This window comes from Crossiella cryophila (assembly GCF_014204915.1).
Taxonomy (GTDB): Bacteria; Actinomycetota; Actinomycetes; order Mycobacteriales; family Pseudonocardiaceae; genus Crossiella; species Crossiella cryophila.
The window spans coordinates 5,451,775-5,472,380 of the sequence record NZ_JACHMH010000001.1; the positions used below are offsets into that span (position 1 = coordinate 5,451,775).

The 20,606-nt window shown below is 71.9% G+C and carries 24 protein-coding genes; 16 read left to right on the forward strand and 8 right to left on the reverse strand.

Annotation, left to right across the window (positions count from 1 at the left end; all coding sequences use genetic code 11):
- Positions 1-9: 9 nt before the first annotated feature.
- The 4 genes from HNR67_RS23895 to HNR67_RS23910 all read left to right on the forward strand — a co-directional run bounded on the left by HNR67_RS23895 (position 10) and on the right by HNR67_RS23910 (position 2,447).
- A complete protein-coding gene (locus HNR67_RS23895; protein WP_185004472.1) occupies positions 10-579 on the forward strand; it encodes a DinB family protein in 570 nt (189 codons plus the stop codon).
- A complete protein-coding gene (locus HNR67_RS23900) occupies positions 576-1,037 on the forward strand; it encodes a VOC family protein (protein ID WP_185004473.1) in 462 nt (153 codons plus the stop codon). The genes HNR67_RS23895 and HNR67_RS23900 overlap by 4 nt, the downstream gene beginning before the upstream one ends.
- Before the next feature lie 109 nt (positions 1,038-1,146).
- The gene (locus HNR67_RS23905) at positions 1,147-1,725 is read left to right on the forward strand and encodes a sigma-70 family RNA polymerase sigma factor (protein ID WP_185004474.1); all 579 of its coding nucleotides are present in this window, start codon (positions 1,147-1,149) and stop codon (positions 1,723-1,725) included.
- Positions 1,725-2,447, forward strand: a complete 723-nt coding sequence (locus HNR67_RS23910) for an anti-sigma factor (protein ID WP_185004475.1) — start codon at positions 1,725-1,727, stop codon at positions 2,445-2,447. Before HNR67_RS23905 ends, HNR67_RS23910 begins: the two co-directional genes overlap by 1 nt.
- Positions 2,448-2,450: 3 nt before the next feature.
- Here HNR67_RS23910 and HNR67_RS23915 read toward each other — a convergent pair whose 3' ends face one another.
- Entirely contained in the window at positions 2,451-2,945 is a 495-nt protein-coding gene (locus tag HNR67_RS23915; RefSeq protein WP_185004476.1) for a DUF3592 domain-containing protein, read from the reverse strand.
- Positions 2,946-3,044: 99 nt separating this feature from the next.
- On the opposite strand from HNR67_RS23915, the gene HNR67_RS23920 reads away from it, so the two are divergent.
- Positions 3,045-3,476 (forward strand): nitroreductase family deazaflavin-dependent oxidoreductase, encoded by a 432-nt coding sequence (locus HNR67_RS23920; RefSeq protein WP_185011016.1) that lies wholly within the window; start codon positions 3,045-3,047, stop codon positions 3,474-3,476.
- Positions 3,477-3,578: 102 nt separating this feature from the next.
- Here HNR67_RS23920 and HNR67_RS23925 read toward each other — a convergent pair whose 3' ends face one another.
- Positions 3,579-5,117: an MFS transporter gene (locus tag HNR67_RS23925; protein WP_185004477.1), complete on the reverse strand. Its 1,539-nt coding sequence runs from the start codon at positions 5,115-5,117 to the stop codon at positions 3,579-3,581.
- A gap of 63 nt (positions 5,118-5,180) precedes the next feature.
- Here HNR67_RS23925 and HNR67_RS45785 point away from each other — a divergent pair, with 63 nt between their 5' ends.
- The 4 genes from HNR67_RS45785 to HNR67_RS23945 all read left to right on the forward strand — a co-directional run bounded on the left by HNR67_RS45785 (position 5,181) and on the right by HNR67_RS23945 (position 9,602).
- Positions 5,181-7,898 (forward strand): AfsR/SARP family transcriptional regulator, encoded by a 2,718-nt coding sequence (locus HNR67_RS45785; protein WP_185004478.1) that lies wholly within the window; start codon positions 5,181-5,183, stop codon positions 7,896-7,898.
- An 18-nt stretch (positions 7,899-7,916) separates the two neighbouring features.
- The gene (locus HNR67_RS23935; protein WP_185004479.1) at positions 7,917-8,309 is read left to right on the forward strand and encodes a hypothetical protein; all 393 of its coding nucleotides are present in this window, start codon (positions 7,917-7,919) and stop codon (positions 8,307-8,309) included.
- Between the two features lie 235 nt (positions 8,310-8,544).
- The gene (locus HNR67_RS23940) at positions 8,545-9,090 is read left to right on the forward strand and encodes a helix-turn-helix transcriptional regulator (protein WP_312987913.1); all 546 of its coding nucleotides are present in this window, start codon (positions 8,545-8,547) and stop codon (positions 9,088-9,090) included.
- 59 nt (positions 9,091-9,149) lie between these two features.
- Positions 9,150-9,602, forward strand: a complete 453-nt coding sequence (locus HNR67_RS23945) for an SRPBCC family protein (protein WP_185004480.1) — start codon at positions 9,150-9,152, stop codon at positions 9,600-9,602.
- Positions 9,603-9,605: 3 nt separating this feature from the next.
- Here HNR67_RS23945 and HNR67_RS23950 read toward each other — a convergent pair whose 3' ends face one another.
- A complete protein-coding gene (locus HNR67_RS23950) occupies positions 9,606-11,315 on the reverse strand; it encodes an FAD-binding dehydrogenase (RefSeq protein WP_185011020.1) in 1,710 nt (569 codons plus the stop codon).
- 288 nt (positions 11,316-11,603) lie between these two features.
- On the opposite strand from HNR67_RS23950, the gene HNR67_RS23955 reads away from it, so the two are divergent.
- Positions 11,604-12,758 carry a PucR family transcriptional regulator gene (locus tag HNR67_RS23955; protein WP_185004481.1) on the forward strand — a complete coding sequence of 385 codons (1,155 nt, stop codon included), beginning with the start codon at positions 11,604-11,606 and terminating at the stop codon, positions 12,756-12,758.
- 14 nt (positions 12,759-12,772) lie between these two features.
- Here HNR67_RS23955 and HNR67_RS23960 read toward each other — a convergent pair whose 3' ends face one another.
- The gene (locus HNR67_RS23960; protein ID WP_185004482.1) at positions 12,773-13,489 is read right to left on the reverse strand and encodes an isochorismatase family protein; all 717 of its coding nucleotides are present in this window, start codon (positions 13,487-13,489) and stop codon (positions 12,773-12,775) included.
- 120 nt (positions 13,490-13,609) lie between these two features.
- Between HNR67_RS23960 and HNR67_RS23965 the strand changes: the two genes are divergently transcribed.
- Positions 13,610-14,233, forward strand: coding sequence for a TetR/AcrR family transcriptional regulator (locus HNR67_RS23965; RefSeq protein ID WP_185004483.1), 624 nt, complete (start codon positions 13,610-13,612; stop codon positions 14,231-14,233).
- 68 nt (positions 14,234-14,301) lie between these two features.
- The gene (locus HNR67_RS23970) at positions 14,302-14,985 is read left to right on the forward strand and encodes a DNA alkylation repair protein (RefSeq protein WP_185004484.1); all 684 of its coding nucleotides are present in this window, start codon (positions 14,302-14,304) and stop codon (positions 14,983-14,985) included.
- On the opposite strand, the gene HNR67_RS23975 is transcribed toward HNR67_RS23970, so the two are convergent.
- The 3 genes from HNR67_RS23975 to HNR67_RS23985 all read right to left on the reverse strand — a co-directional run bounded on the left by HNR67_RS23975 (position 14,954) and on the right by HNR67_RS23985 (position 16,692).
- Positions 14,954-15,337: a S24/S26 family peptidase gene (locus tag HNR67_RS23975; protein WP_185004485.1), complete on the reverse strand. Its 384-nt coding sequence runs from the start codon at positions 15,335-15,337 to the stop codon at positions 14,954-14,956. The two genes, HNR67_RS23970 and HNR67_RS23975, sit on opposite strands and share 32 nt — an antisense overlap.
- A gap of 84 nt (positions 15,338-15,421) precedes the next feature.
- The gene (locus HNR67_RS23980) at positions 15,422-15,802 is read right to left on the reverse strand and encodes a hypothetical protein (RefSeq protein WP_185004486.1); all 381 of its coding nucleotides are present in this window, start codon (positions 15,800-15,802) and stop codon (positions 15,422-15,424) included.
- 308 nt (positions 15,803-16,110) lie between these two features.
- Positions 16,111-16,692 carry a helix-turn-helix domain-containing protein gene (locus HNR67_RS23985; RefSeq protein ID WP_185004487.1) on the reverse strand — a complete coding sequence of 194 codons (582 nt, stop codon included), beginning with the start codon at positions 16,690-16,692 and terminating at the stop codon, positions 16,111-16,113.
- A 98-nt stretch (positions 16,693-16,790) separates the two neighbouring features.
- Between HNR67_RS23985 and HNR67_RS23990 the strand changes: the two genes are divergently transcribed.
- From HNR67_RS23990 to HNR67_RS24005, 4 genes are read left to right on the forward strand one after another with little or no spacing between them, the layout of a single operon-like run.
- Positions 16,791-17,792, forward strand: coding sequence for an alpha/beta fold hydrolase (locus HNR67_RS23990; protein ID WP_185004488.1), 1,002 nt, complete (start codon positions 16,791-16,793; stop codon positions 17,790-17,792).
- 22 nt (positions 17,793-17,814) lie between these two features.
- Positions 17,815-18,834: a phosphotransferase family protein gene (locus tag HNR67_RS23995; RefSeq protein WP_185004489.1), complete on the forward strand. Its 1,020-nt coding sequence runs from the start codon at positions 17,815-17,817 to the stop codon at positions 18,832-18,834.
- Positions 18,835-18,875: 41 nt separating this feature from the next.
- The gene (locus tag HNR67_RS24000) at positions 18,876-19,409 is read left to right on the forward strand and encodes an RNA polymerase sigma factor (RefSeq protein WP_221490024.1); all 534 of its coding nucleotides are present in this window, start codon (positions 18,876-18,878) and stop codon (positions 19,407-19,409) included.
- Positions 19,406-20,206, forward strand: coding sequence for a hypothetical protein (locus HNR67_RS24005; protein WP_185004490.1), 801 nt, complete (start codon positions 19,406-19,408; stop codon positions 20,204-20,206). The genes HNR67_RS24000 and HNR67_RS24005 overlap by 4 nt, the downstream gene beginning before the upstream one ends.
- A 60-nt stretch (positions 20,207-20,266) precedes the next feature.
- Here HNR67_RS24005 and HNR67_RS24010 read toward each other — a convergent pair whose 3' ends face one another.
- The gene (locus HNR67_RS24010) at positions 20,267-20,503 is read right to left on the reverse strand and encodes a hypothetical protein (RefSeq protein ID WP_185004491.1); all 237 of its coding nucleotides are present in this window, start codon (positions 20,501-20,503) and stop codon (positions 20,267-20,269) included.
- Positions 20,504-20,606 lie beyond the last annotated feature (103 nt).

A 20,606-nucleotide genomic window follows, 5' to 3' on the forward strand; every position in this document is an offset into this window, starting at 1 on the left:
GGTGGGGCCATGGACGAACTCGACTGGAACCAGCGGTTGCGCGAGCAGTGGGAGTTCCACTGGGATCACCAGGTGCGCGCCCGGCTGGACGGCCTCACCGACGAGGAGTACTTCTTCTCGCCGGTCCCGGACGCCTGGAGCGTGCGCCCGCGCGGCACCGCGATCACGCCGCTGGCCACCGGCGGCGGCGATTTTGTCATCGACTGGGCCTACCCCGCGCCGTCGCCCGCGCCGTTCAGCACGATCGCCTGGCGCCTGAGCCACGTCATCGTGGGCGTGCTCGCCATGCGCAACGCCGCGCACTTCGGCGCCCCCGCGGTCGCCTACGACACCTGGGAGTACGCCGGGGACGCGGCCACCGCACTCGACCAGCTCAACACCCAGCTCGACCTGTGGCTGACCGGGGTGCGCGGCCTGGGCGCGGACGGCCTGCGGGTGCCGGTCGGCGACAAGGAGCCCTACCCCGAGCTGACCATGGCCGACCTGGTGCTGCACATCCACCGCGAACTGATCCACCATCTCTCCGAGGTCGCCCTGCTGCGTGACCTCCACCTGCACACGAACGGAGCCACCCGATGAGCCGCGAGGTCCAGTTCACCTTCGACGCGCACGACCCCAAGGCGCTGTCGATCTTCTGGCGCGCGGCGCTTGGCTACGTGCACCCCGGCCCGCCCGGCGTCGAACTGGCCGAGGGCGCCGACCCGCTGGCCGCCTGGGATGTGTTCCTGGCCCAGCTCGGGGTGCCGCTGGAGCAGCGCAACACCCGCTCGGCCATCGAGGACCCGGAGGGCCGAGGGCCGCGGATCTTCTTCCAGCTCGTGCCCGAAGACAAGATCGCCAAGAACCGGGTGCACCTGGACGTGCGCGCGGCGCCGGAGTTGCGGGGTGCGGAGCGGATGGCGGCGCTGGAGGCCGAGTGCGCGCGGCTGGTCGGGCTGGGCGGGACCCGGGTGCACCGGCACGACCCGGAGCCGCCGATGGGGGCGGGGCACATCGTGATGACCGATCCGGAGGGCAACGAGTTCTGCCTGGACTGACCCGGGCTGACCTGCGGGAAACAGGACGATAACGGGCTCGAACCGGACTGCCCCGGTGTGCGAACAAGACAGTGTTCGTCCACCGACCGGAAGTGGGAGCCAACTCGTCATGCCGGAGCCCGTCCGCCTGCGCTGCACCCAGTCCGGCCAGCCCGCCCCGGCCAGTGCCGAGGAACTGCTGGTGCTGGCCGCCCGTGGGGACAGTGCCGCCTTCGCCCGCTTCTACGACGTGGTGATCGGCCCCGTCTGGGGCATCGTCCGCCAGCTCGTGCGGGACGAGCCGGGTTCGGCGGAGATCACCGAGGCGGTGTTACTGGCCGCCTGGCGGGAGGCGGCCTGCTTCGACCCCGGCCGGGGCAGCGCGCTGGCCTGGATCGTGGCCCGCGCGCACCGGGCCGCCGTGCACCACCTGCGCGGCGGCGCCCCGGTGCCGAGGCCACGACCGGCCGAGACACCGGAACCCGAAGCGCCCCAACCGGAACCCGGTGGCACCAGCCTGCGCAGGCACCAGCTCCGCCGCCACCTGGCCGAACTCACCCAGGAACAGCGCGACTGCCTGGTCCTGGCCTACTACCAGGGACGGGACTGCGCGCAGATCGCGGCACTGCTGAACCTGCCTGTGCCCACGGTGCGCCGACGCCTGCGGGACGCGATGATCCGCCTCCGCGACCGCCTGGGAGTGAACTGATGAAACCCGCAGCCGACGCGCACGCGCTGACCGGCGCCTTTGTCGCCGGGGCGCTCTCCCTGGCCGATCACGCCGACTACGAACGCCACCTGCTGGACTGCCCGAGCTGCGTGATGGAGGTGGCCGAGTTCACCGCGACCGCCGCCCTGTTCGCCGAGGCCCTCGCCGAACCCCCGCCGCCGGGACTGCGGGCCAGGGTGCTGACCGCGGCCGCCCGCACCCCCCAGTTCCCGCCGGCCACGCCACTGCCCGCACCGGAACCCCGCAGGTACCGCCCGGTGCTGCTCGCGGCCGCCGCGGCGGTGCTCGCGGTGCTGCTGCTCGGCATGCAGAGCACCGCACCCGGTGACCAGGTGGCCGGTCAGGTGGCCGCGCAGGAGTTCTCCGCCGAGGCCGCCGCGCTGCTGGCCGCCCAGGACGCCAGGGTGCTCAACGCCACCGCACCCGGCGGCGGCACGCTGTCGGTGGTGCACTCCCCGACGCGGGCGGCGGTGGTGCTGCTCGCCAGCGGCCTGCCGGCCCCGGCGCCGGGACGCGGCTACCAGGCGTGGGTCATCGGCGTGGCCGGGGCTCGCTCGGCCGGACTGCTCGGCGCGGGCAAAACCCTTGTCGCCCATGGGGTCGCGCCGGGGGAGCGGATCGGGCTGACCGTGGAACCGGCCGGCGGCTCGGCCCAGCCGACCACGCTGCCGCTGCTCACGGCGGTGCTCCCGGTGGCGTGAGCCTCAGCCCCGCTGCCGGGCCGCGCGGGCGCGGCGGGTCCAGCGCAGGACGTCGAAGAGTCCGAACAGGAACAGGAAACCGCCCAGCAGCAGCGCGGCGATCATCAGGATGGTGGCCAGGGGTGGGTCGTTGGACGCTCCCGGGGCGGCGATCCGGTCGGGGTCGGCGCGGTCGTGGAAGACGGTGATCCGGTCGCCTGCCCGCAGTGGTTGGCTGTCGTCGTCCAGGCTCAGCGACCGCGTCCGCTCGACCCCGTTGACGGCGAAGCGCACCGCCACCGATCCCGGCAGGCCACGGGCACCCGGGTGCGCCTCGACCACGACCGCGGGCGCGGGCACGCCGTTGGCGGCCAGGTCGGCGGACCGGTTCTCCAGGAGGACCGCGCCGACCAGGAAGCCGACCAGCAGGGGGAGTCCGGCGAGTGCCATGAGCAGGCCGCGCAGGCGATACCGCCTGGCCAGGGCGAGTTTGTCCGCGACCGTCACGCGCTCCCACATGGCGGCAGCGAAACACACCACGCCGCGCCGGGTCCAGCCTGCCGTCACCCGGACGGTGGGAGGGGAATGGCTGCCGGGCGCGAGGTGTTGATCGTGGACATGGCAGACGAGAACGTTGAGTTCAGCCCGACCGACTGGGTCCAGGACCAGACCAAGCGGATCCTGGAGACCGGGACCACCGAGGGCATCCTGGTGCTGGGATCCCCGATCGTGTTGCTGACCTTGCGCGGCGCGAAGTCCGGCAAGCTGCGCTACACCCCGGTGATGCGGGTGGAGCACGACGGCCGGTACGCGGTCGTGGCCTCCAAGGGCGGCGCGCCCGAGCACCCCACCTGGTACCACAACCTCAAGGCGCACCCGGAGTTCCCGCTGCAGGACGGGACCGTGACCAAGGACTTCCAGGCCCGCGAGGTCGACGGCGCGGAGCGGGCGCAGTGGTGGGAGCGAGCGGTCGCGGCCTACCCCGCCTACGCGGAATACCAGGAGAAGACCGACCGGCAGATCCCGGTGTTCGTGCTCGAACCGAAGTGAATTGTTCCCGGCGAGCCCCGCTGACAATGGGGCTCGCCGGGTCAATGGGGAAACCGTGAATCAGCGGAATCCGGGAGGTGTTTCCGGCAAAACCTCAATCGGCTATTCGCGGTGCGGACCGGAATAGCCGGCGCTGCCCAGCCGCCCGATGTGCCGCAGCACCACCGCGGCCAGCACGGCCAGCAGCACGATCCCGGCACCCGCGACCACCGTGGCCAGGTTGAGCCCGCTGATCGCGGCCTCCTTGGCCTGCTGGAGCAGTTCCGGTTGGATCTGACCGGCCACCGAATGCGCGCCGGACACGCTGTCCCGCACCGTGTCCACCACCGTGCTCGACAGCCCCTCGGGCAGCCGCGCGGTGATCTCGGTCCGGTAGGTGGCGGTGGCCAGGCTGCCCAGCACGGCCACCCCGATGGCCAGGCCCAGTTCCTGCACCATCTCGGTCATCGCCGAGGCCGCGCCCGCCTTCTCCGGCGGGGCCGCACCCACCACCAGGTCGGTGCCCAGCGCCGCGATCGTGCCCAGCCCCAGGTAGACCAGGCCGAAGCCGAGCACCACCGGCAGCACCTCAGCCGTGGTGCTCACCTGGGCCAGCAGCAGGTAACCGGCCGAGGAGATCAACAGCGTGCCCGCGACCACGAACCCCGGCCGGATCCGGCGGGCGATCAGCGGGGTGGCGATCGCGGCCAGGAACATCATCAGGGCCGGCGGCCCCATCCAGGCGCCCGCCTCCAGCGGTGGCAGCGAGGCGATGAGCTGCAGGTACTGGGTGACCAGCAGCATCACCCCGCCCACCCCGATCAGGCCGATGGTGAGCACGGCCAGCGCGGCGGTGTAGGTGCGGCCGGCGAACAGGCTGACGTCCACCAGCGGATCGGTGAGCCTGCGCTGCCGCCGGATGAACACCACCAGGAACCCGATCCCGGCCACCAGCGCGATCACGGTGGCGGCGTCCAGGCCCTCGTGCGCGAAGTGCTTCATCGCGTAGATCAGCGGCAGGATCATCAGCAGCGACAGGGCCACGCTGGGCAGGTCGAACCGGCCGGTGCCGGGCGCCCGGTACTCCGGCAGCAGCAGCGGCGCGGCGATGAGCAGCACCAGCACGATCGGCACCGCCACCAGGAAGGCGGCACCCCACCAGTAGTGCTCGACCAGCAGCCCGCCCACGACCGGCCCGGCCGCCATGCCCATGGCGAAGGCGGTGACCCAGATCCCGATGGCCAGCGCACGCTGTCCTGCATCGGCGAACATGTTGCTGACCAGGGCCAATGTCGAGGGCATCAGGGTGGCCCCGGCGATGCCGAGCGCGGCCCTGGTGGCGATGAGCATCTCGGCGCTGGTTGAGCAGGCGGCGACGATCGAGACCAGGCCGAAGGCGACCGCGCCGATCAGCAGCAGCCTGCGCCTGCCGATCCGGTCGCCGAGGGTGCCCATGGTGATCAAGAACCCGGCGATCAGGAACCCGTAGGCATCCATGATCCACAACACCTGGGTGCCGGTGGGCGCGAGGTCGGCGGCCAGGCTCGGCATGGTCAGGTACAGCACGGTGACGTCCAGGCCGAGCAGTGCGGTGGGCAGGGCCAGCACGGCCAGTCCCGCCCATTCCCGGGGGCCCGCTTTTCGGGCGGCCACAGTAGTCATGGAATCACCCTGACCCGGTCCGTTCCGGAACCGCTGATGGTCGGCTGACGTTATGCTGATCGCATGCGCTACGGGGTGCTCGGCCCGCTGGTCGTCTGGACGAGTGCGGGAATTCCGGTGCCGGTCCCGGAAACGAAAGTCCGCGCATTGCTGGCGAATTTGTTGTTGCACAATGGCGACCCGATTCCGGTGGATCGGCTGGTGGAGGATCTGTGGGCGGGCAGTCCACCGGGGCGGCCGCGCAACGCGTTGCAGGCCAAGGTCTCCCAGCTGCGCCGGGCACTCGGCAGGGACGAGGTGCTGCACCAGCCCGCCGGGTACCGGCTGCGGCTGGACGCGGACGCGCTGGACGCCGAGCGCTTCCGCGATCTGCTCCGCCAGGCTCGGGCCACCGCTGATGCCCGCGCCAGGGCCGGGCTGCTCGGTGCGGCGCTGGCGCTGTGGCGCGGGGCGGCCTACCTGGACGTCTGCGACGCGCCGTTCGCCAGGGCCGAGATCACCCGGCTGGAGGAACTGCGGCTGAGTGCCGTGGAAGAGCGGGCCGAGGCGCGGCTGGAACTGGGTGAGCACGCCCCGGTGGCCGAGGAACTCGGCGAGCTGGTGCGACAGCACCCGCTGCGGGAGCGGCTGCGCATGATCCAGATGCGGGCGCTGTACCGGACCGGGCGGCAGGGCGAGGCCCTGGCCTGTTTCCAGGACCTGCGGTGCAGGCTGGCCGAGGAGCTGGGGGTGGCGCCGGGACCGGAGATCGCCGGGCTGCACGAGGCGATCCTGCGCCAGGAACCCGAGCTGGCCGCACCCGTCCCCGCGGTGAGATGCCGGAGCAACCTGCCCGCGCCGGTGACCGCGCTTATCGGCAGGCAGCAGGCCATCGAGGAGGTGTCCTGCTTGCTGGTCAGGGGTTCCGGCACCCGCGCGGTCTCGCTGACCGGACCCGGCGGGGTGGGCAAGACCCGGCTCGCGGTGGCCGCCGCGCACAGCCTGTCCGGGGACAGCCCGGACGGCGCCTGGCTGGTGGAGCTGGCCGGTCTCAGCCCCGGCCTGACCGAGGAGGACCTCGCCGAGCGGATCATCGCCACCCTCGGCCTGTGCGACACCACCACCGCCGAACCCGAACCGGTGGACGTGGTGCACTGGCTGGGCCAGGCGGTGGCGGAGAGATCCCCGTTGCTGGTGCTGGACAACTGCGAGCACGTGCTCGAACCGGTGGCCGCCCTGGTCGCCGCGCTGCTGGCGGCCGCACCCGGGCTGCGGGTGCTGATCACCAGCCACGAGGCCCTGGACATCCCGGGCGAGGTGGTGCGCCCGGTGCCGCCGCTGGCCGTGCCGGACCAGCCCGATCCGGCGCTGGCCGCTCGGGCGGGTGCGGTGGAGTTGTTCGTGCAGCGGGCCGCCGCCGCGGTGCCCGGCTTCGCGCTGGACGCGGACAACGTGCACGCCGTGGTCACCATCTGCCGCCGCCTGGACGGCATCCCACTCGCCCTGGAACTGCTCGCGCCGCGCCTGCGGGTGCTCAGCCCGGACCAGCTCGCCGAATGCCTGGACGACCGGTTCAACCTACCGATCGGTCGGGGCCGGGGCAGGCCCGCGCGGCAGCAGACCTTGCGGGCGATGATCGACTGGAGCTGGGAGCTGCTCACCGAGGCCGAGCGCACCGTGCTCAGCAGACTCGCCGTGCACCCCGACGGCTGCGTGCTGGCCGGGGCGGTGGCGGTCTGCTCGGGCTCGGGCATCCCGGCCGAGCGGGTGCTGGACCTGTTGTCCCGCTTGGTCGATCGGTCGCTGGTGGTACGCGACGGGGCCCGGTTCCGGCTCCTGGAGTCGGTGGCCGCCTACTGCCTGGACCGGCTGGCCGAGTCCGGTGCGCTGACCTCGGCGCGTGCCCTGTTCGTGCGCGCCGGCCTGGACCTGGCCGAGCAGGCCGACCGCCAATTGCGTGGCGCGGAACAGCATCGGCACCTGGAACTGCTGGACACCGAGACGGTCAACCTGCGCCGGGCCCTGGACACCGCGGTCGGGACCGGGGACGCCGCGGCCGCCCTGCACCTGGTCAATTCCCTTGCCTGGTACTGGTTCCTGCGTGGCCGACTCACCGAGGCCCGCCGCTGGTTCCAGGCCGCCCTCGCCGTGCCCGACGGCCCGGAACAGGCCACCGCGGTCGCACGGGCCTGGCTGGCCGGGGTCGAACTGCGCACGCACGCGGCCGGGGCGGGGGAGCGGGCCGGTGAACTGGTGGCCGCGATCGCCGACCCGGTGCGGCGAGCCCGGCTGAGCTGGTTCCTCGGCTCAGCGCTGAGTGGCCAGACACCGGGCCGGGAACTCCTGGCCGCGGCCCTCACCGGCGCGCGGGCGGCGGGAGACAGCTGGGGTGAGGCGGTGGCACTGGTGGAACGCGCGGCGCGCACCGAACCCGAGGCCATGCGCGCCGACGCCGAGGCCGGTGCGGCGCTGTTCCGCGAACTGGGCGACCGCTGGGGTCAGCTCCGGGCGACCAGGGCACTGGCGATGGCCGCGGAACTGGGTGGCGACGAGACCCTGGCGCGGACCCGGTACCGGGCGGCGCTGGCCGTGGCCGAGGAGCTGGGGCTGTGGACCGAGGCGGTGGAAACCCTGTCCTGGCTGGGTCGGGACGCACTCGCACTGGGCGACACCGCGCAGGCCGAACAGCTCTACCAGCGGGCCCGGCGGATCTCGGTGGAACGCGCCTACACCCGCGGCGAGATCCTGGCCGAGGCCGGCCTGGCCCGCACCGCCCGCGTCCACGCGGAACTGTCAGCCTGACCCCCTACAGTCCCGAGGGTGAGGATCTGGACGGCACGCCCCGCCAACGCCGAGATCGAGGCGGTCGTGCGCCGCTATGTCGGCCACCTGCAGGCCGAGGAGTTCGTGGCGGCCGCGGAGATCGTCGACTGCGATCAGAAACAGATCCGGCACGTGGTCAACGCACTCTGGCGAGGTTCGGTCGAAGCGGACAGCCTCAAGTACCAGGAGGAGGACGACCTAGACCCGTGGGATGAGGACTTCTCCTGGCTCCGTGAACTCCAGCTCCAGGAGCCCACCTGGAACCCGGGCCACGGCCATGTCTGGGTCGCGTTCACCTACCGTGGCCGCAAACTCGAGGTGGAGCTGGCTTTCTGGTTCCAGCAGACCGATGCGGGCTGGATCCTGAATCCGCCGGGGACCTACTGGTGACCGGGCCGTCCAGGGTTTCGACGATGATGATCTGAGCGGAGCGCCCTGCGCGCACCGAGGTCGGAGCGGCCGTGCACCGCTACTGCGACCACCTGTTGGCTGAGGAGTTCGTGGCGGCTGCGGAGATCGTCGGCTGCGATCAGAAAATGATCCGGCACGTGGTCGAGGCCCTCTGCGGATCCGCTCCGACGGCAAGCTGCGCCGGCACCGCTGGCTGCCCGGCAACCTGGACCTGGTGGTGCCCGGCCAGGCCGGCGAACGCGGCTACCGGGCGAAGTCGGCGATGCGCATGGTCCAGGTGCCACCATCGCCCGGACCGCGGCCCAGCTCGGTGGCGCGCCCGGATTTCCAGGCACTGTCGGCACAGTTGCGCACAGGGGATCCGGTGATCGAGCAACTCCTGCGCACACTGGCCGCGGCCGGGGACACCGACGACCTCTACGTCGAGACCGCCGCGGCCTTCCTGGCCACCCACCTGCTCACCCGGGGCCGCCGGGCCGATCCGCCAGGGCCTGAGCACGCCGCGGTCCGCGCCGTCATCACCGCGCAGGTGCACCTCAGCGTGTACCACTTCATCCGGGTGTTCCGGGCCGCCACCGGCCTGACCCCGCACCGGTTCCTGACCCGCCTGCGCATCGACCAGGCCCGGCGACTGCTCTCCGACAACACCCTGAGCATCGCCCAGATCGCCGAGCGCTGCGGGTTCGCCAGCCCCGGCGCGCTGTCCACCGCTTTCCTGGCCCAGGTCGGCGTCCGGCCCTCGGCCTACCGCAAGAACTGACCGCCTCTCCGCAATCGAGCGCATGTCCACGCCCGGTCCGGCCGCCTAGGTTCGCGATCATGGAGAACTACAAGGCGACCGCGACCAGCACGGCGCCACCCGCGGTCGTCTGGCGTCTGCTCCTCGACGCCCGCACCTGGCCCGCCTGGTCCACAGTGGACAGTCTGGTGCCGGAGCGCTCCAGCGGTCTGGACCCGGACGGCCGGGATCCCGTCGGCTCGGTCCGCGCCTTCCGCGCCGGCCGGGTGGTCACCGGCGAACGCCTGACCTGGCTGGTCGAGGAGCGCCAACTGTCCTATGTGGACGCTTTCAACTGGGCCCTGCGCGACTACCGGGCGGTGGTCGACCTCGCACCCACCGCCGAGGGCGGCACCGCCATCCACTGGCACGGCACCTACCACCCGCGCTGGGGACTGCGATGGGTGCTGCGGCGCACGATGCGCGAGGTCATGCAGCGGATGGCCGACGGCCTCGCCTCGTACGCCGCAACCCAGTCACCCGGAGGGAAGTAGCCGCTACGCGCCCTCCCTGGCCGCGGCCCGCCCGGCCTGCCTCCCGGAGAACAGGCAGCCACCGAGGAAAGTGCCCTCCAGGGCCCGATATCCGTGCACGCCGCCGCCGCCGAACCCGGCCACCTCGCCGGCCGCGTACAGCCCGGGGATGGGCTGGCCGTTGGCGCCGAGCACCCGGCCGGACAGGTCGGTTTGCAGGCCGCCCAGGGTTTTCCGGGTGAGGATGTTCATCCGGATCGCGATCAGCGGGCCCGCGGCCGGGTCCAGGATCTTGTGCAGGGGTGCGGTGCGGGCCAGGCTGTCGCCGGAGTAGGCCAGCGAGTTGCGGATGCCCATGATCTGGCTGTCCTTGGTGAACGGGTTGTCCACCTGCCCGTCCCGCAGGGTGATCTGCCTGCGCAGGAAGTCCAGGTTGATCAGGTTGCTCCCGGTGAGCCGGTTCATGCCGGCGACCAGTTCGGGCAGCGCGTTGGCGATGACGAAGTCCTCGCCCTTGTCCATGAACGCCTTCACCGGCGGGGGAGTGCTGTTGAGCAGGCGGCTGGCCAGGTAGGCGATCAGGTTCTTCGCGGTCAGCTCCGGGTTCTGCTCGGAGCCGGAGAGCACGAACTCCTTGTCGATGATCCGCTTGTTCAGCACGAACCAGGAGTAGTCGTGCCCGGAGCGCTTGATCAGCTCCAGCGTGCCGAGGGTGTCGTAGCTGGGCATGCCGGGGGCGGGGAAGCGGCGGCCGGTGGCGTCCACCCACAGCGAGGACGGCGCGGCCAGCACCCGAATCCCGTGGCCGGGCCAGATCGGGGTGTGGTTGGCCATGCCCTCGGTGTAGTGCCACATCCGGTCCCGGTTGACCACCCTGGCCCCGGCCTGCTCGGTGATGCCCAGCATCCGCCCGTCCACGTGCGCGGGCACGCCGGTGATCATGCGGGTGGGCGGCGCGCCGAGGCGGCTGGGCCAGTTGCGGCGCACCAGTTCCTGGTTGCCGCCGATGCCGCCGGAGGTGACGATGACCATGGGCGCGCGCAGCTCGAAATCGCCGACCTTGACCCGGGAGCTGGGGGTGCCGCGGGCGGCGGTGCTGTGCGCCAGCACGCTGCCGCGCACCCCGGTGACCGCGCCGCCGGAGGTGAGGAACCCGTCGACCTGGTGGCGGAAGCGGAAGTACACGTTGCCCTTGGCGTGCTGGTCGCGCACCAGCTTCTCGAACGGCTCCATCACGCCGGGACCGGTGCCCAGGGTCAGGTGGAAGCGCGGCACCGAGTTGCCCGGCCCGTCGGCCAGCATGCCGCCGCGTTCGGCCCAGCCGACGATCGGCACCCAGCGGACCCCCAGGCCGTGCAACCAGTTCCGCTTCTCCGCGGCGGCGAACTCCAGGTAGGCATCGGCCCACCGCTTGGCCCAGTAGTCCTCACCCAGGGGGTTGTCCACGCCCCGGTCGAATCCGGCGGTGTTGAACCAGTCGTTGCGGGCCAGTTCCAGGGAGTCCTTGATCCCGGCGGTGCGCTGCTCGGGGGAGTCGATGAGGAAGAGCCCGCCCAGCGACCAGAACGCCTGACCGCCCAGGCTCGCCTCGGGTTCCTGGTCCAGCAACAGCACCCGCCTGCCCGCGGCGGCCAGCTCCGAGGTCGCGACCAGCCCGGCCAGCCCGGAGCCGACCACGATCACGTCCGCGTCGGCCGCGGGCCCGGCGGCCGGTGCCGCGCTGGCCTGACCCATGCCGAGGGTGCCGCCGACGGCGAGCGCGCCGCCCGCGCTCAACAGCGTGCGCCTGCTGAATCCCGCACCGGTGTCCTGACTGGAATTGGGCACGCTGAACACACCTTTCCGCGCTGAAGGGGGTGTCGACACGAACCGACCGGCCGGTAGGCCGCGCTGTTACGCTCGCGTGATCCCAGGTAACCAGTAGTGGCCGAGGCGAAGATAGGCTCGTCCAGCCAAAGGCCGTCGACCCCGTTGTGGCCGCCACACAACGACGTCTCGGAGGGTGCTGTGCCGACTGGGCGGATGACCGAGGTGATCCTGCGGGCGCTGGCGGTGGTGGCCGCCGACGACAGGGTCGTGGCCAGGGTGACCAGCGCGGCCCGCGCCCACTCGCCGGAGGTGGCCCGGCTGCCGGAGGCGGAGAACCGGCGGCACATCGCCACCCTGCTCGCCGAGGGCATCGCGCACCTGGAACGCGGGGACGCGCACGAGGAGGGCGAGTTCACCGCGGCCCAGGCACTCGGCGCGGACCGGGCCGCCCAGGGCGTGTCCATCGGCGGCCTGCTGCGCGGGGTGCACGCCGGTCGCACCGAGCTGATCAGGGCGAGTGTGGAACTGGCCCGCGCCACCGCCGCCGACGACGCGACCATCCTGGACTTCATCGTCGACCTGGACCGCTACGTCGGCGCGGTGGAACGGCACATCATCAGCGGCTACCACACCGCCGAACTCCAGCTCTCCCGCACCGCGCGCGATCTCAACACCCAGGTGCTGCGCCGATTGCTGGTACCGGACGGCGATTTCCCGGATGCGGCCGAACTCGGCCGGGCGGGCCTGCGACCGGCCGAGCACTACCACTGCGTGGTCTCCGAGGTCACCGATCCGGGCCGGGCCAGGGCACTGGAGGCCCGCCTGCAACCCTTCGGCGGCGTGTACGGACTGGTCGAGGGCCGCCTGGCCGGACTGGCCCAGCAGCCACCGTCGGCCGCGGAGGAGGACGAGGTGCTCCTGGTCGCCGCGCCGGCCACCGCGCTGACCGGGCTGCGCGAGGTCTACCCGATGTGCGTGCGCGCCCTCGCGGTCGCCGCCAGGAGTGGGGTCCGCGGCGTGCACCGGCTCACCGACCTCGCCGGGGAAACCGCGCTGGCCGCCTACCCGGCGCTGGCCCAGACCCTGGCCGCGGAACTCATGCGCCCGCTGGACGAGAAAAGCGGTTTCCACCAGGAGATCGCGGCGACCGCGCTGTGCTACCTCGACCACGGCCGCAGGCTCACCGCCACCGCAACGGCCCTGCACATCCACGCCAACACCGTGCGCTACCGCCTGGACCGGCTGGCCGAACTCACCGAGATCGACCTCAGCGAGACCTCGCCCACCGGCCGCTCCAACGTGCTCACCACCCTGCACACCTGGTGGGCCCTGCGCACCTGGCTCGCGGGGGCGACCGCGGGCCGCTGACCGTCCACAGTGGACTACTTCGGCCGGAACGCGGCCGCGAGCTGACCGACCAGGGTCGCGAACGGCAGGTCCAGCGCGGTGTACACGTCGTGCGCGGCCGGGTTGGCGTTGTCGCCGAGCAACTCCACGCCGATGGTGGCGTAGTCGCTGAGCACCACGCCCGCCTGGGTCATCCGCAGCAACCCGGTCTGGTACTTGGCCTCGCTGAAGGTGCCAGAGGCGTCCACCGCCACGAAGGTCTCGAACCCGTCGGCCAGCGCCGAGATGGCCGGGAAGGCCGCGCAGACCTCCAGTGACACCCCGGCGATGAGGAGTTGCCTGCGCCCGGTCTTCCGGACCGCGTCGCGCACCCGCTCGTCCCGCCAGGCGTTGATCACCGTGCGCTCGATGGTCTGGTGCCCGGCGGGCAGTTCGGCCACCAGCTCCGGGATCACCGGCCCCCACTGGTTCCTGATCCCGGTGGCGGTGGTGACGATCGGGACGCCAAGCCGTTTCACCGCCCTGGTCAGCGCCACCACGTTGTGCTTCAGCTCGCCGACCGGCCGGTCCCGCACGCCGGTGTAGAGCCCGACCTGCTGATCTACCAGCAGCAGTACCGCGTTCTCCGCGCTCAGCAGCCGCTGGAACGAGCGCGCCGGATCGGTCGCGCCCAGCGCCTGCGGCGCCCCCAGCGCGACCGCCCCGGTGGCCGCCGCCATGCCCAGTAGTCCACGACGTGTCACGTCCGTCATCACTCGCCTCCGATGCGGAGTTCCCAACTCGGTCGCCAGAACTGTACTCCCGAGTTCATATGAACTCAACCGTACAGTTCAGTTATGCGGTAGGGTCGGCCGGGAACCGGAGGAGGGGTTGTGGCCGAGCATCGTCCGCCCAGCGGGGAACGGGCCGAACGCAAGCGGCTGGCCATCGTGCGGGCCGCGCGCACGGCGTTCCTGCGCGAGGGTTTCGAGGTCAGCATGGACACGATCGCCGCGGCGGCCGAGGTGTCCAAGGTGACCGTGTACAACCACTTCCGCACCAAGGAGGAGCTGTTCACCGCCGTGGTCGGCGCGGCACTGGACGAGGCCCTCGGCGAGGCGCTGACCCTGCTGGAATCCGGCTTCGACGGTGGCACCACGGTGCGCGCGGACCTGATCCGGGCCTGCCGCGCCTGGGTCGGCGGCCTGAGCCACCCCGACGTGCTCGCCCTGCGCAACCTGGTCACCGGCGAGATCCGGCGCTTCCCGGCCCTGGGCGAGGCGTGGCTGGAACGCGGCCCCAAACGCTTCCACGCCAGCATCACCGCGGCGCTGACCCGCCTGGTCGAGCGCGCCGAGCTGAAGATCCCCGATCTCGACCTGGCCGCGCTGCAACTCTCCGGCCTGGTGCTCTCCCCGCACCAGGTCTACGGCGCCTACGGCCCGCCGCCCGGTCCTGAGCTGACCGACCGGCTGATCACGCACGGCGTGGACATGTTCCTGTCCTACTACGGGTGAACGGCCACGCGCCGCGCGCCGCCAGCTCGTAGGCTGGGCCGCATCCGGGACGGACGAGGGAGAGCGTGATGGCCGAGACCACCCTGGCCGGGACCACCGTGCCCGAGCTGCTGGCCGAACTGGCCGCGCTGGAGGACCCGAAGGCCCGCGCGGTCAACGAGAAGCACGGCGACGACCACGGGGTGAACCTGGGCAAGCTGCGCGCGATCGCGAAACGGCTCAAGACCCAGCAGGACCTCGCCCGCCAGCTGTGGGCGACGGGGGAGACCCCGGCCCGGCTGCTCGCCCTGCTGATCTGCCGCCCCAAGGCGTTCGAGCGGGACGAGCTGGACCGCATGCTGCGCGAGGCGCGGCGGCCCAAGGTGCACGACTGGCTGGTCAACTACGTGGTGAAGAAGGGCCCGCACGCCGAGGAGCTGCGGCTGACCTGGTTCGCCGACCCGGACCCGGTGATCGCCAGCGCGGGCTGGGCGCTGACCAGCGAACGCGTGGTCAAGAAGCCCGAGGGCCTGGACCTGCCGGGGCTGCTCGACCTGATCGAAGCCCAGATGAAGGACGCCCCGGAACGCCTGCAGTGGGCGATGAACCACTGCCTGGCCCAGATCGGCATCGAACACCCCGAGCACCGCGCCCGCGCCCTGGACATCGGCGAGCGCCTGGAGGTGCTCAAGGACTACCCGACGCCGCCGAACTGCACCTCGCCGTTCGCGCCGAGCTGGATCAACGAGATGGTGCGCCGCCAGCAGCTGTAGCCGGGCCGTCCGTGCGGGTCTTGCCCGCGGCGCCGGACCTGGCGACGCCCTCAACCTCGACGCAGATGCCGAAGACGCGATCGTGGCTGGTCCAGCCGTTGATCCGGCCCCGGTTGTTGCTGATCTGCACCCGCTTGCGGGGTAAATCCACCGCCGAGACCAGGTGCAGGTAGACCGTGCCGGTGACCCTGGCCAGCACGATGTCGCCGACCTCCACCTTCGCCGGGTCGACCGGGGCGACGACCACCTGCTGCTTGCTGCGGATCAGCGGCACCATCGAGGAGCCGCTGGGCCGGAAGGTCACGGTGGCCCCACCGGCGACCCGGCTCGCCACCGCGTCCATCGCACCCATGCGCTGATCTCCGTGTTCCCCCTGGCAAGACGGCCCGGCCGGACCTGGTATCAGTCTCCGGCCGGGCGCAACTCGGTTTGACGATCAGGCGGGCCGGATGAAGTAGCGGCCGGCGAAGGCGCCGCAGTTCGAGGCGGGCGCGGAGAGGCTGATCACGTAGCCCGGCGGGATGGGCGAGATCTGGCAAACCCACATGCCGGTCGGATTCACGGGCACCACGAACCAGTTGCCGAGCCCGCTGCACCCGTTGCCGACGATGGTGATGACGTGGTTCGCCGGGATCGACGAGCCGGCGCAGACCCAGTTCAGCGCACCCGCGGTGGTGACCGGCGAGGTGGGCGCCGATGCGGCGGGAGCGGGCGCGGCGCTGACCGGGCTGGCCGCGAGGAGGCCGCCGGCAATGGCCAGTCCGACGATTGCGGTGGCCTTTTTGGTCATTTTCGACCAGCGCGAACTGATTTTCATAAATCTATCCCCTAAGAGGTAAGGAGTTTCGAATGAAGAAGATCGGGCCACCGCGGTTCAGGTTGGTCCCGGTGCAGGTCGGAGCCGCGATGACGTCCCCGGCAAAAGCGATGCCGACAACAGCGGCAACCTGCATGGCGATTTTCGCCCAGCGTGAAGTCAGGTGTGCGGAATTGCTCGAATGTTTTCCCCTCTGCGGGATTTGGTCCCGGAATTGCCCCCCTGGAAAAAGACGCTATCCGAGTCGACGGTGGCAGGGAATACGCCAATCGGGCTAATTTAGCTACATGTTGTAGCGTAACCCTGTGCTAGCGCTCCGGCGTGGTCCGCACGTGCGCCCGCACGCCCTGCGGGTCGAACAGCACCAGCACCTCGACCGCCGCGCCGTCGGCACTGCCCAGCCAGTGCGGCGCGGAGGTGTCGAACTCGGCCGCCTCGCCGGCGGGCAGGGTCAGATCGCGGTCGCCGAGGACCAGGCGCAGCCGGCCGTTGAGCACGTAGAGCCACTCGAAGCCGGGGTGGGTCTGCGGGGTGGGTTCGGCCGGTTCGGGCAGGGCCGGGATGAGCATCTTGAACGCCTGCACCCCGCCCGGCCGCCGGGACAGCGGCACGAAGGTCAGGCCGAACTTCCGGATCGGCTTGAGGTGGATCCGCGGATCGCCGGTGCGTGGCGCGCCGACCAGGTCGTCCAGCGGCACGTCGTGGACGCGGGCCAGTGGCAGCAACAGTTCCAGGGTCGCCTTGCGCTGCCCACCCTCCAATCTGGACAGTGTGCTCTCCGAGATCCCGGTCCCCGCGGCGAGTTCGGCCAGGGTGAGACCGCGGGCCGTGCGCAGCGCGCGCAGGCGGGGGCCGACCGCGTCGAGCACCTGATCCAGATCGTCGTCCATGGCCCCAGGTTGCCAGAACGGCAAGAATCCGTGCCAGTTCCGGCAACCCCTGGCGAGACTGGCCGCGTCACCGCCCGCCACCCCCAGGACAGGACGCCATGATCACCGCAACCCGCCGCCCCGCCCGCCGGATCGCCGCCACCGCCCTGGCCCTGCTGATCGGCACCGCCGCCTGCACCACACCGCCCGCCGCCGAGATTCCCGCGCACGCCACCGCCACCCACGGCGATCCGGCCTTCGCCAAGACCTTCCGGCACGAGTTCGCCGAGGTCGACGGCGTCCGGATGCACTACGTCACCGGCGGCCGCGGCACCCCGGTGGTGCTGCTGCACGGCTGGCCGCAGACCTGGTTCGGCTGGTGGCCGATCATGCCCGCACTGGCCGAGAACCACACCGTCTACGCCATCGACCTGCCAGGACTCGGCGACAGCACCGGCACCCCGACCGGCTACGACAAGGCCACCCTGGCCCGGTACGTGCACACCCTGATCGCCGACCGCCTCGGCATCCGCGACGCCCGCGTCATCGGCCACGACCTGGGCGCGGCGGTGGCCTTCCAGTACGCCGCCCAATTTCCTGCCGACACCAAACAGCTCGGCTACCTCGACCTGCCGCTGCCCGGCCCCGGCATCAACGCCGCCACCTACCGATCATTGAGCTGGCACATCGCCTTCCACTCCCAGCGCCGCGTGCCGGAGGCCGTGGTGGGGGACAACGTCCGCGAGTACCTGGCCCTGTTCTACCCCCAGGTCTCCTTTGGTGGCACGGCTTTCGGCGGCACCAGCGACCGATCCCCGTTCAGCGACAACGAGATCACCGAGTACGCCCGCACCTACCGCCGTCCCGGGGCCCTCTCCGGCGGCTTCGAGCTGTACCGCAGCCTGGACCAGGATGTCCGCGACACCGTGGCGGCCGCGCCGGTGCGGGTCCCGGCGCTGGTCCTGGCGGCGCAGGGCCAGGCCGAGGCGATCAAGGCCACGGCCGCGCCACGACTGACCAACATCGTGCGCGCGGTGGACGTGCCCCAGGCCGGGCACTGGCTGGTGGAGGAGAACCCGGGGTTCGTCATCGCGGAGTTGTCGCGCTTCCTCAAGGACTGAGGCCGGGTGCGAGGATCAGCCGGTGACCGTCCCGCCGCAGGATGCCCGCCTCGACCACGTGTGCGCCACCGCCGGACTGCGGCCACTCGCGCCACCCCGGCGGATCCTCAGTCACTCCAACGACACCTGGTCGATCGAGGACGAGCACCGCGGCCCGGTGGTGCTGCGGGTGTCCTGGCGCGGCGACGTCGCCCGGATCGGCCGCGAGGTCGCCGTGACCAGGGAGCTGCCCGCCACGATCCGCCGCCCGGAGGTCCTGGACCACGGCACGCTGTTCATCCACGGGGCTCAGCTCGCCTACTCGCTGACCCGCCTGGTGCCCGGCCGCCCGCTCGACGAGTGCTGGCCCGCGCTGAGCACCGGGCAACGCCGGTCGGCGGTGTCCCAGCTCGCCGCCATGCTGCGGGAACTGCACGAGTGGACACCACCGCCGGATCTCACCGCACTGCTGCTGGACCGCCCCTACCGCCCGGAGAACCGGATCACCGGCCTGCTCGGCGCCGACCTCACCCCGCTGCCGGTGGCGCGTGCGGCCGAGCTGGCCGAGCACGCCACCGGCCTGCCGCAGGTCGACCCCGGCCTGCTCCGCGCCGCCGCCGGGCTGCTGCACCAGCTCGCACCGCTGGGCCAGCCGGTCGACGATCCGGCGGCGCACGGGCTGATGCACGGCGATCTCCAGCTGGGCAACCTGCTGTGGTCCGACTCCGGTGAGCTGACCGTGCTGGACCTGGAGTGGGTGCGGTTCGGGCCGCCGCTGCTGGACCTGCAACGCCTCTGCGAACGCGCCGACACCGACCACCTGGTCGGGACCGACACCCATCCGAGGGTGCTGCATTGGCTTGAACAGGATTACCCGGCGGCCTTCACCGGACCGCACCCCGCGGCCCGGCTGCGGCTGTACACCCTGGCCTACGCCATCCGCGACCTGATCGTGCACCCGCCGGACCGGGCGGCCAGCCCCTCGCTGCACCGGCTGCGCCGCCTGGTCGAGGACTCCTGGCCTGCCCCCGGAGCCTGGCCCGACTCGCTGAGGCGTCCCTGAAAGACTGGGTGCGCAGCCGGACATATCCCAGGGTGGAGCAGGTGGACGTGGAGCCGCGCCAGGCCGGGTTCGAGGCGGTCGCGCAGGGGCTGATCGAGCCGTTGCGGCGGTATCTGGCCCGGCGGACGGATCCGGCGACCGCGGACGACGTGCTGTCCGAGACCCTGCTGGTCTGCTGGCGGCGGCGGGCCGAACTCCCGGTCGAGCCGCTGGCCTGGGCCTACGCCGTGGCGCGGAACTGCCTGGCCAACGCCGAGCGGGCGCGCCGCAGGCAGGACCGGCTACTGGTGCGGATCTGGCAGCTGGCCAGGCCGCCGGAGCAGGCCCCGCCCGAGCCGCCGCCGGCCGGGTCGGATCCGGATCCGGAACTGGCCGCCGCACTGGCCAGGCTGTCCGCGGTGGACGCCGAACTGGTGCGGCTGTGGGCCTGGGAGGAACTCGGCCCGGCCGAGATCGCCCTGGTGGTGGGGCTGAGCCCGAACGCGGTCAGCATCCGCCTGCACCGGGCACGGCAGAAGCTGAGGTCCATGCTGCCCGAGCACGAGCGGGCGCAGGCGGAAGTGGAGCGGCCATGACCGAGGACAACCTGCGCGACCGGCTGCGCCGCGCCGACCCGGCAGCCGGCCTGCGCCCCCTGCCACCCGAGCAGACCCGGCGCCTGCTCGCCGACGCCAGCACCGCCGCGTTCGAGGTCCGCACACCCCGCCCGCCCTTCCTCCGACGTCCGCTGGTGCTCATCAGCGCCGGCGCCCTGGTCGCGACGACGGTCGTGGTGATCGCCCTGACCAGCGGTGGCAGCGGCGGCACCGAACCCGGCCCCGGTCCACTCATCGCCCTGCCCACCGCGAGCGGGCGGCCGGGACCGGTCACGGGCACGTTCCCGGGCACGGCCACGGGCGTGCCGGACAGCAGCGCGACCCAGCCGAGCCCCACCGGCCGGCCGCCCTCTGGCACCGGCACCCCACACTCCACCAGCCCGCCACTGGCGACCACCTCGCCGCCGCCGGGCGGCAAGACCACGGTGAACGCGCTGACCGACCGCGAGGACAACACCGGCGGCCGCTGCCCCAAACCCGAGGCCCAGCACCTGGCCACCACCGCCGGACTGGCCTTCGAGGGCACCGTGCTGCGGGTGGTGGACAACCTGGTCACGTTGCAGGTCAAGCGGACCTGGACCGGCGCGGAGACCGACCTCGCCGAGGTCCGCAACGCCGGCGCGGCCAGTTCGGCGATCCTGGCCGGACTGGCGCCGGAGCCTGGTCAGACCTACCTGGTCGCGGCCGCGGACCGGCAGGTGATGGGCTGCGGGTACAGCGGTCCGGCGGATGACGAGCTGCGAGCGTTGTACGACCAGGCGTTTCCGGGTCGCTGAACACATGGTGTCCTGGGCCCCGCCGTGAAACGGGGCCCAGGACACCACGAGCGGGATTTCTCAGTGATAGCCGGAAACAGTGTTCACTGCGCTGATTGAGCCGTCAGAGTTCTTGCAGGTATAGGTGGTGGTCCACGGAACTCCCTGATTGTGCGTGATGCTGGAGGTGTCGAGGGTCAGGCCCGGCGGGCAGTACAACGCGCTGGAAGCGCTGGCCGCGGAGGTGAGGGACAGGACGATCGCCGTCGTGACGACAGCGACCACCGACGTCGAGCGGATGAACCTGGGCAGATTCACGAGGAGTCCTTTCCTGCGGTGTGCACGATTGGCTTTCTGCTTCTCACCTTGAGTGACTGTGCGAACACTATGGCGATCCGCAATTGGCCGGACAGTACAAATG

What these genes read in the sequence shown, in the direction of transcription:
- HNR67_RS23975 (WP_185004485.1), bottom strand. Translation starts at nt 15,337, where the DNA reads ATGGGTGCGATGGACGCGGTGGCGAGCCGGGTCGCCGGTGGGGCCACC.
- HNR67_RS23910 (WP_185004475.1), top strand. Translation starts at nt 1,725, where the DNA reads ATGAAACCCGCAGCCGACGCGCACGCGCTGACCGGCGCCTTTGTCGCC.
- HNR67_RS45785 (WP_185004478.1), top strand. Translation starts at nt 5,181, where the DNA reads ATGCGCTACGGGGTGCTCGGCCCGCTGGTCGTCTGGACGAGTGCGGGA.
- HNR67_RS23905 (WP_185004474.1), top strand. Translation starts at nt 1,147, where the DNA reads ATGCCGGAGCCCGTCCGCCTGCGCTGCACCCAGTCCGGCCAGCCCGCC.
- HNR67_RS23915 (WP_185004476.1), bottom strand. Translation starts at nt 2,945, where the DNA reads ATGTGGGAGCGCGTGACGGTCGCGGACAAACTCGCCCTGGCCAGGCGG.
- HNR67_RS23945 (WP_185004480.1), top strand. Translation starts at nt 9,150, where the DNA reads ATGGAGAACTACAAGGCGACCGCGACCAGCACGGCGCCACCCGCGGTC.
- HNR67_RS23895 (WP_185004472.1), top strand. Translation starts at nt 10, where the DNA reads ATGGACGAACTCGACTGGAACCAGCGGTTGCGCGAGCAGTGGGAGTTC.
- HNR67_RS23900 (WP_185004473.1), top strand. Translation starts at nt 576, where the DNA reads ATGAGCCGCGAGGTCCAGTTCACCTTCGACGCGCACGACCCCAAGGCG.
- HNR67_RS23985 (WP_185004487.1), bottom strand. Translation starts at nt 16,692, where the DNA reads ATGGACGACGATCTGGATCAGGTGCTCGACGCGGTCGGCCCCCGCCTG.
- HNR67_RS23950 (WP_185011020.1), bottom strand. Translation starts at nt 11,315, where the DNA reads ATGGGTCAGGCCAGCGCGGCACCGGCCGCCGGGCCCGCGGCCGACGCG.
- HNR67_RS23955 (WP_185004481.1), top strand. Translation starts at nt 11,604, where the DNA reads ATGACCGAGGTGATCCTGCGGGCGCTGGCGGTGGTGGCCGCCGACGAC.
- HNR67_RS23960 (WP_185004482.1), bottom strand. Translation starts at nt 13,489, where the DNA reads ATGACGGACGTGACACGTCGTGGACTACTGGGCATGGCGGCGGCCACC.
- HNR67_RS24005 (WP_185004490.1), top strand. Translation starts at nt 19,406, where the DNA reads ATGACCGAGGACAACCTGCGCGACCGGCTGCGCCGCGCCGACCCGGCA.
- HNR67_RS23980 (WP_185004486.1), bottom strand. Translation starts at nt 15,802, where the DNA reads ATGAAAATCAGTTCGCGCTGGTCGAAAATGACCAAAAAGGCCACCGCA.
- HNR67_RS23990 (WP_185004488.1), top strand. Translation starts at nt 16,791, where the DNA reads ATGATCACCGCAACCCGCCGCCCCGCCCGCCGGATCGCCGCCACCGCC.
- HNR67_RS23920 (WP_185011016.1), top strand. Translation starts at nt 3,045, where the DNA reads ATGGCAGACGAGAACGTTGAGTTCAGCCCGACCGACTGGGTCCAGGAC.
- HNR67_RS23970 (WP_185004484.1), top strand. Translation starts at nt 14,302, where the DNA reads ATGGCCGAGACCACCCTGGCCGGGACCACCGTGCCCGAGCTGCTGGCC.
- HNR67_RS23925 (WP_185004477.1), bottom strand. Translation starts at nt 5,117, where the DNA reads ATGACTACTGTGGCCGCCCGAAAAGCGGGCCCCCGGGAATGGGCGGGA.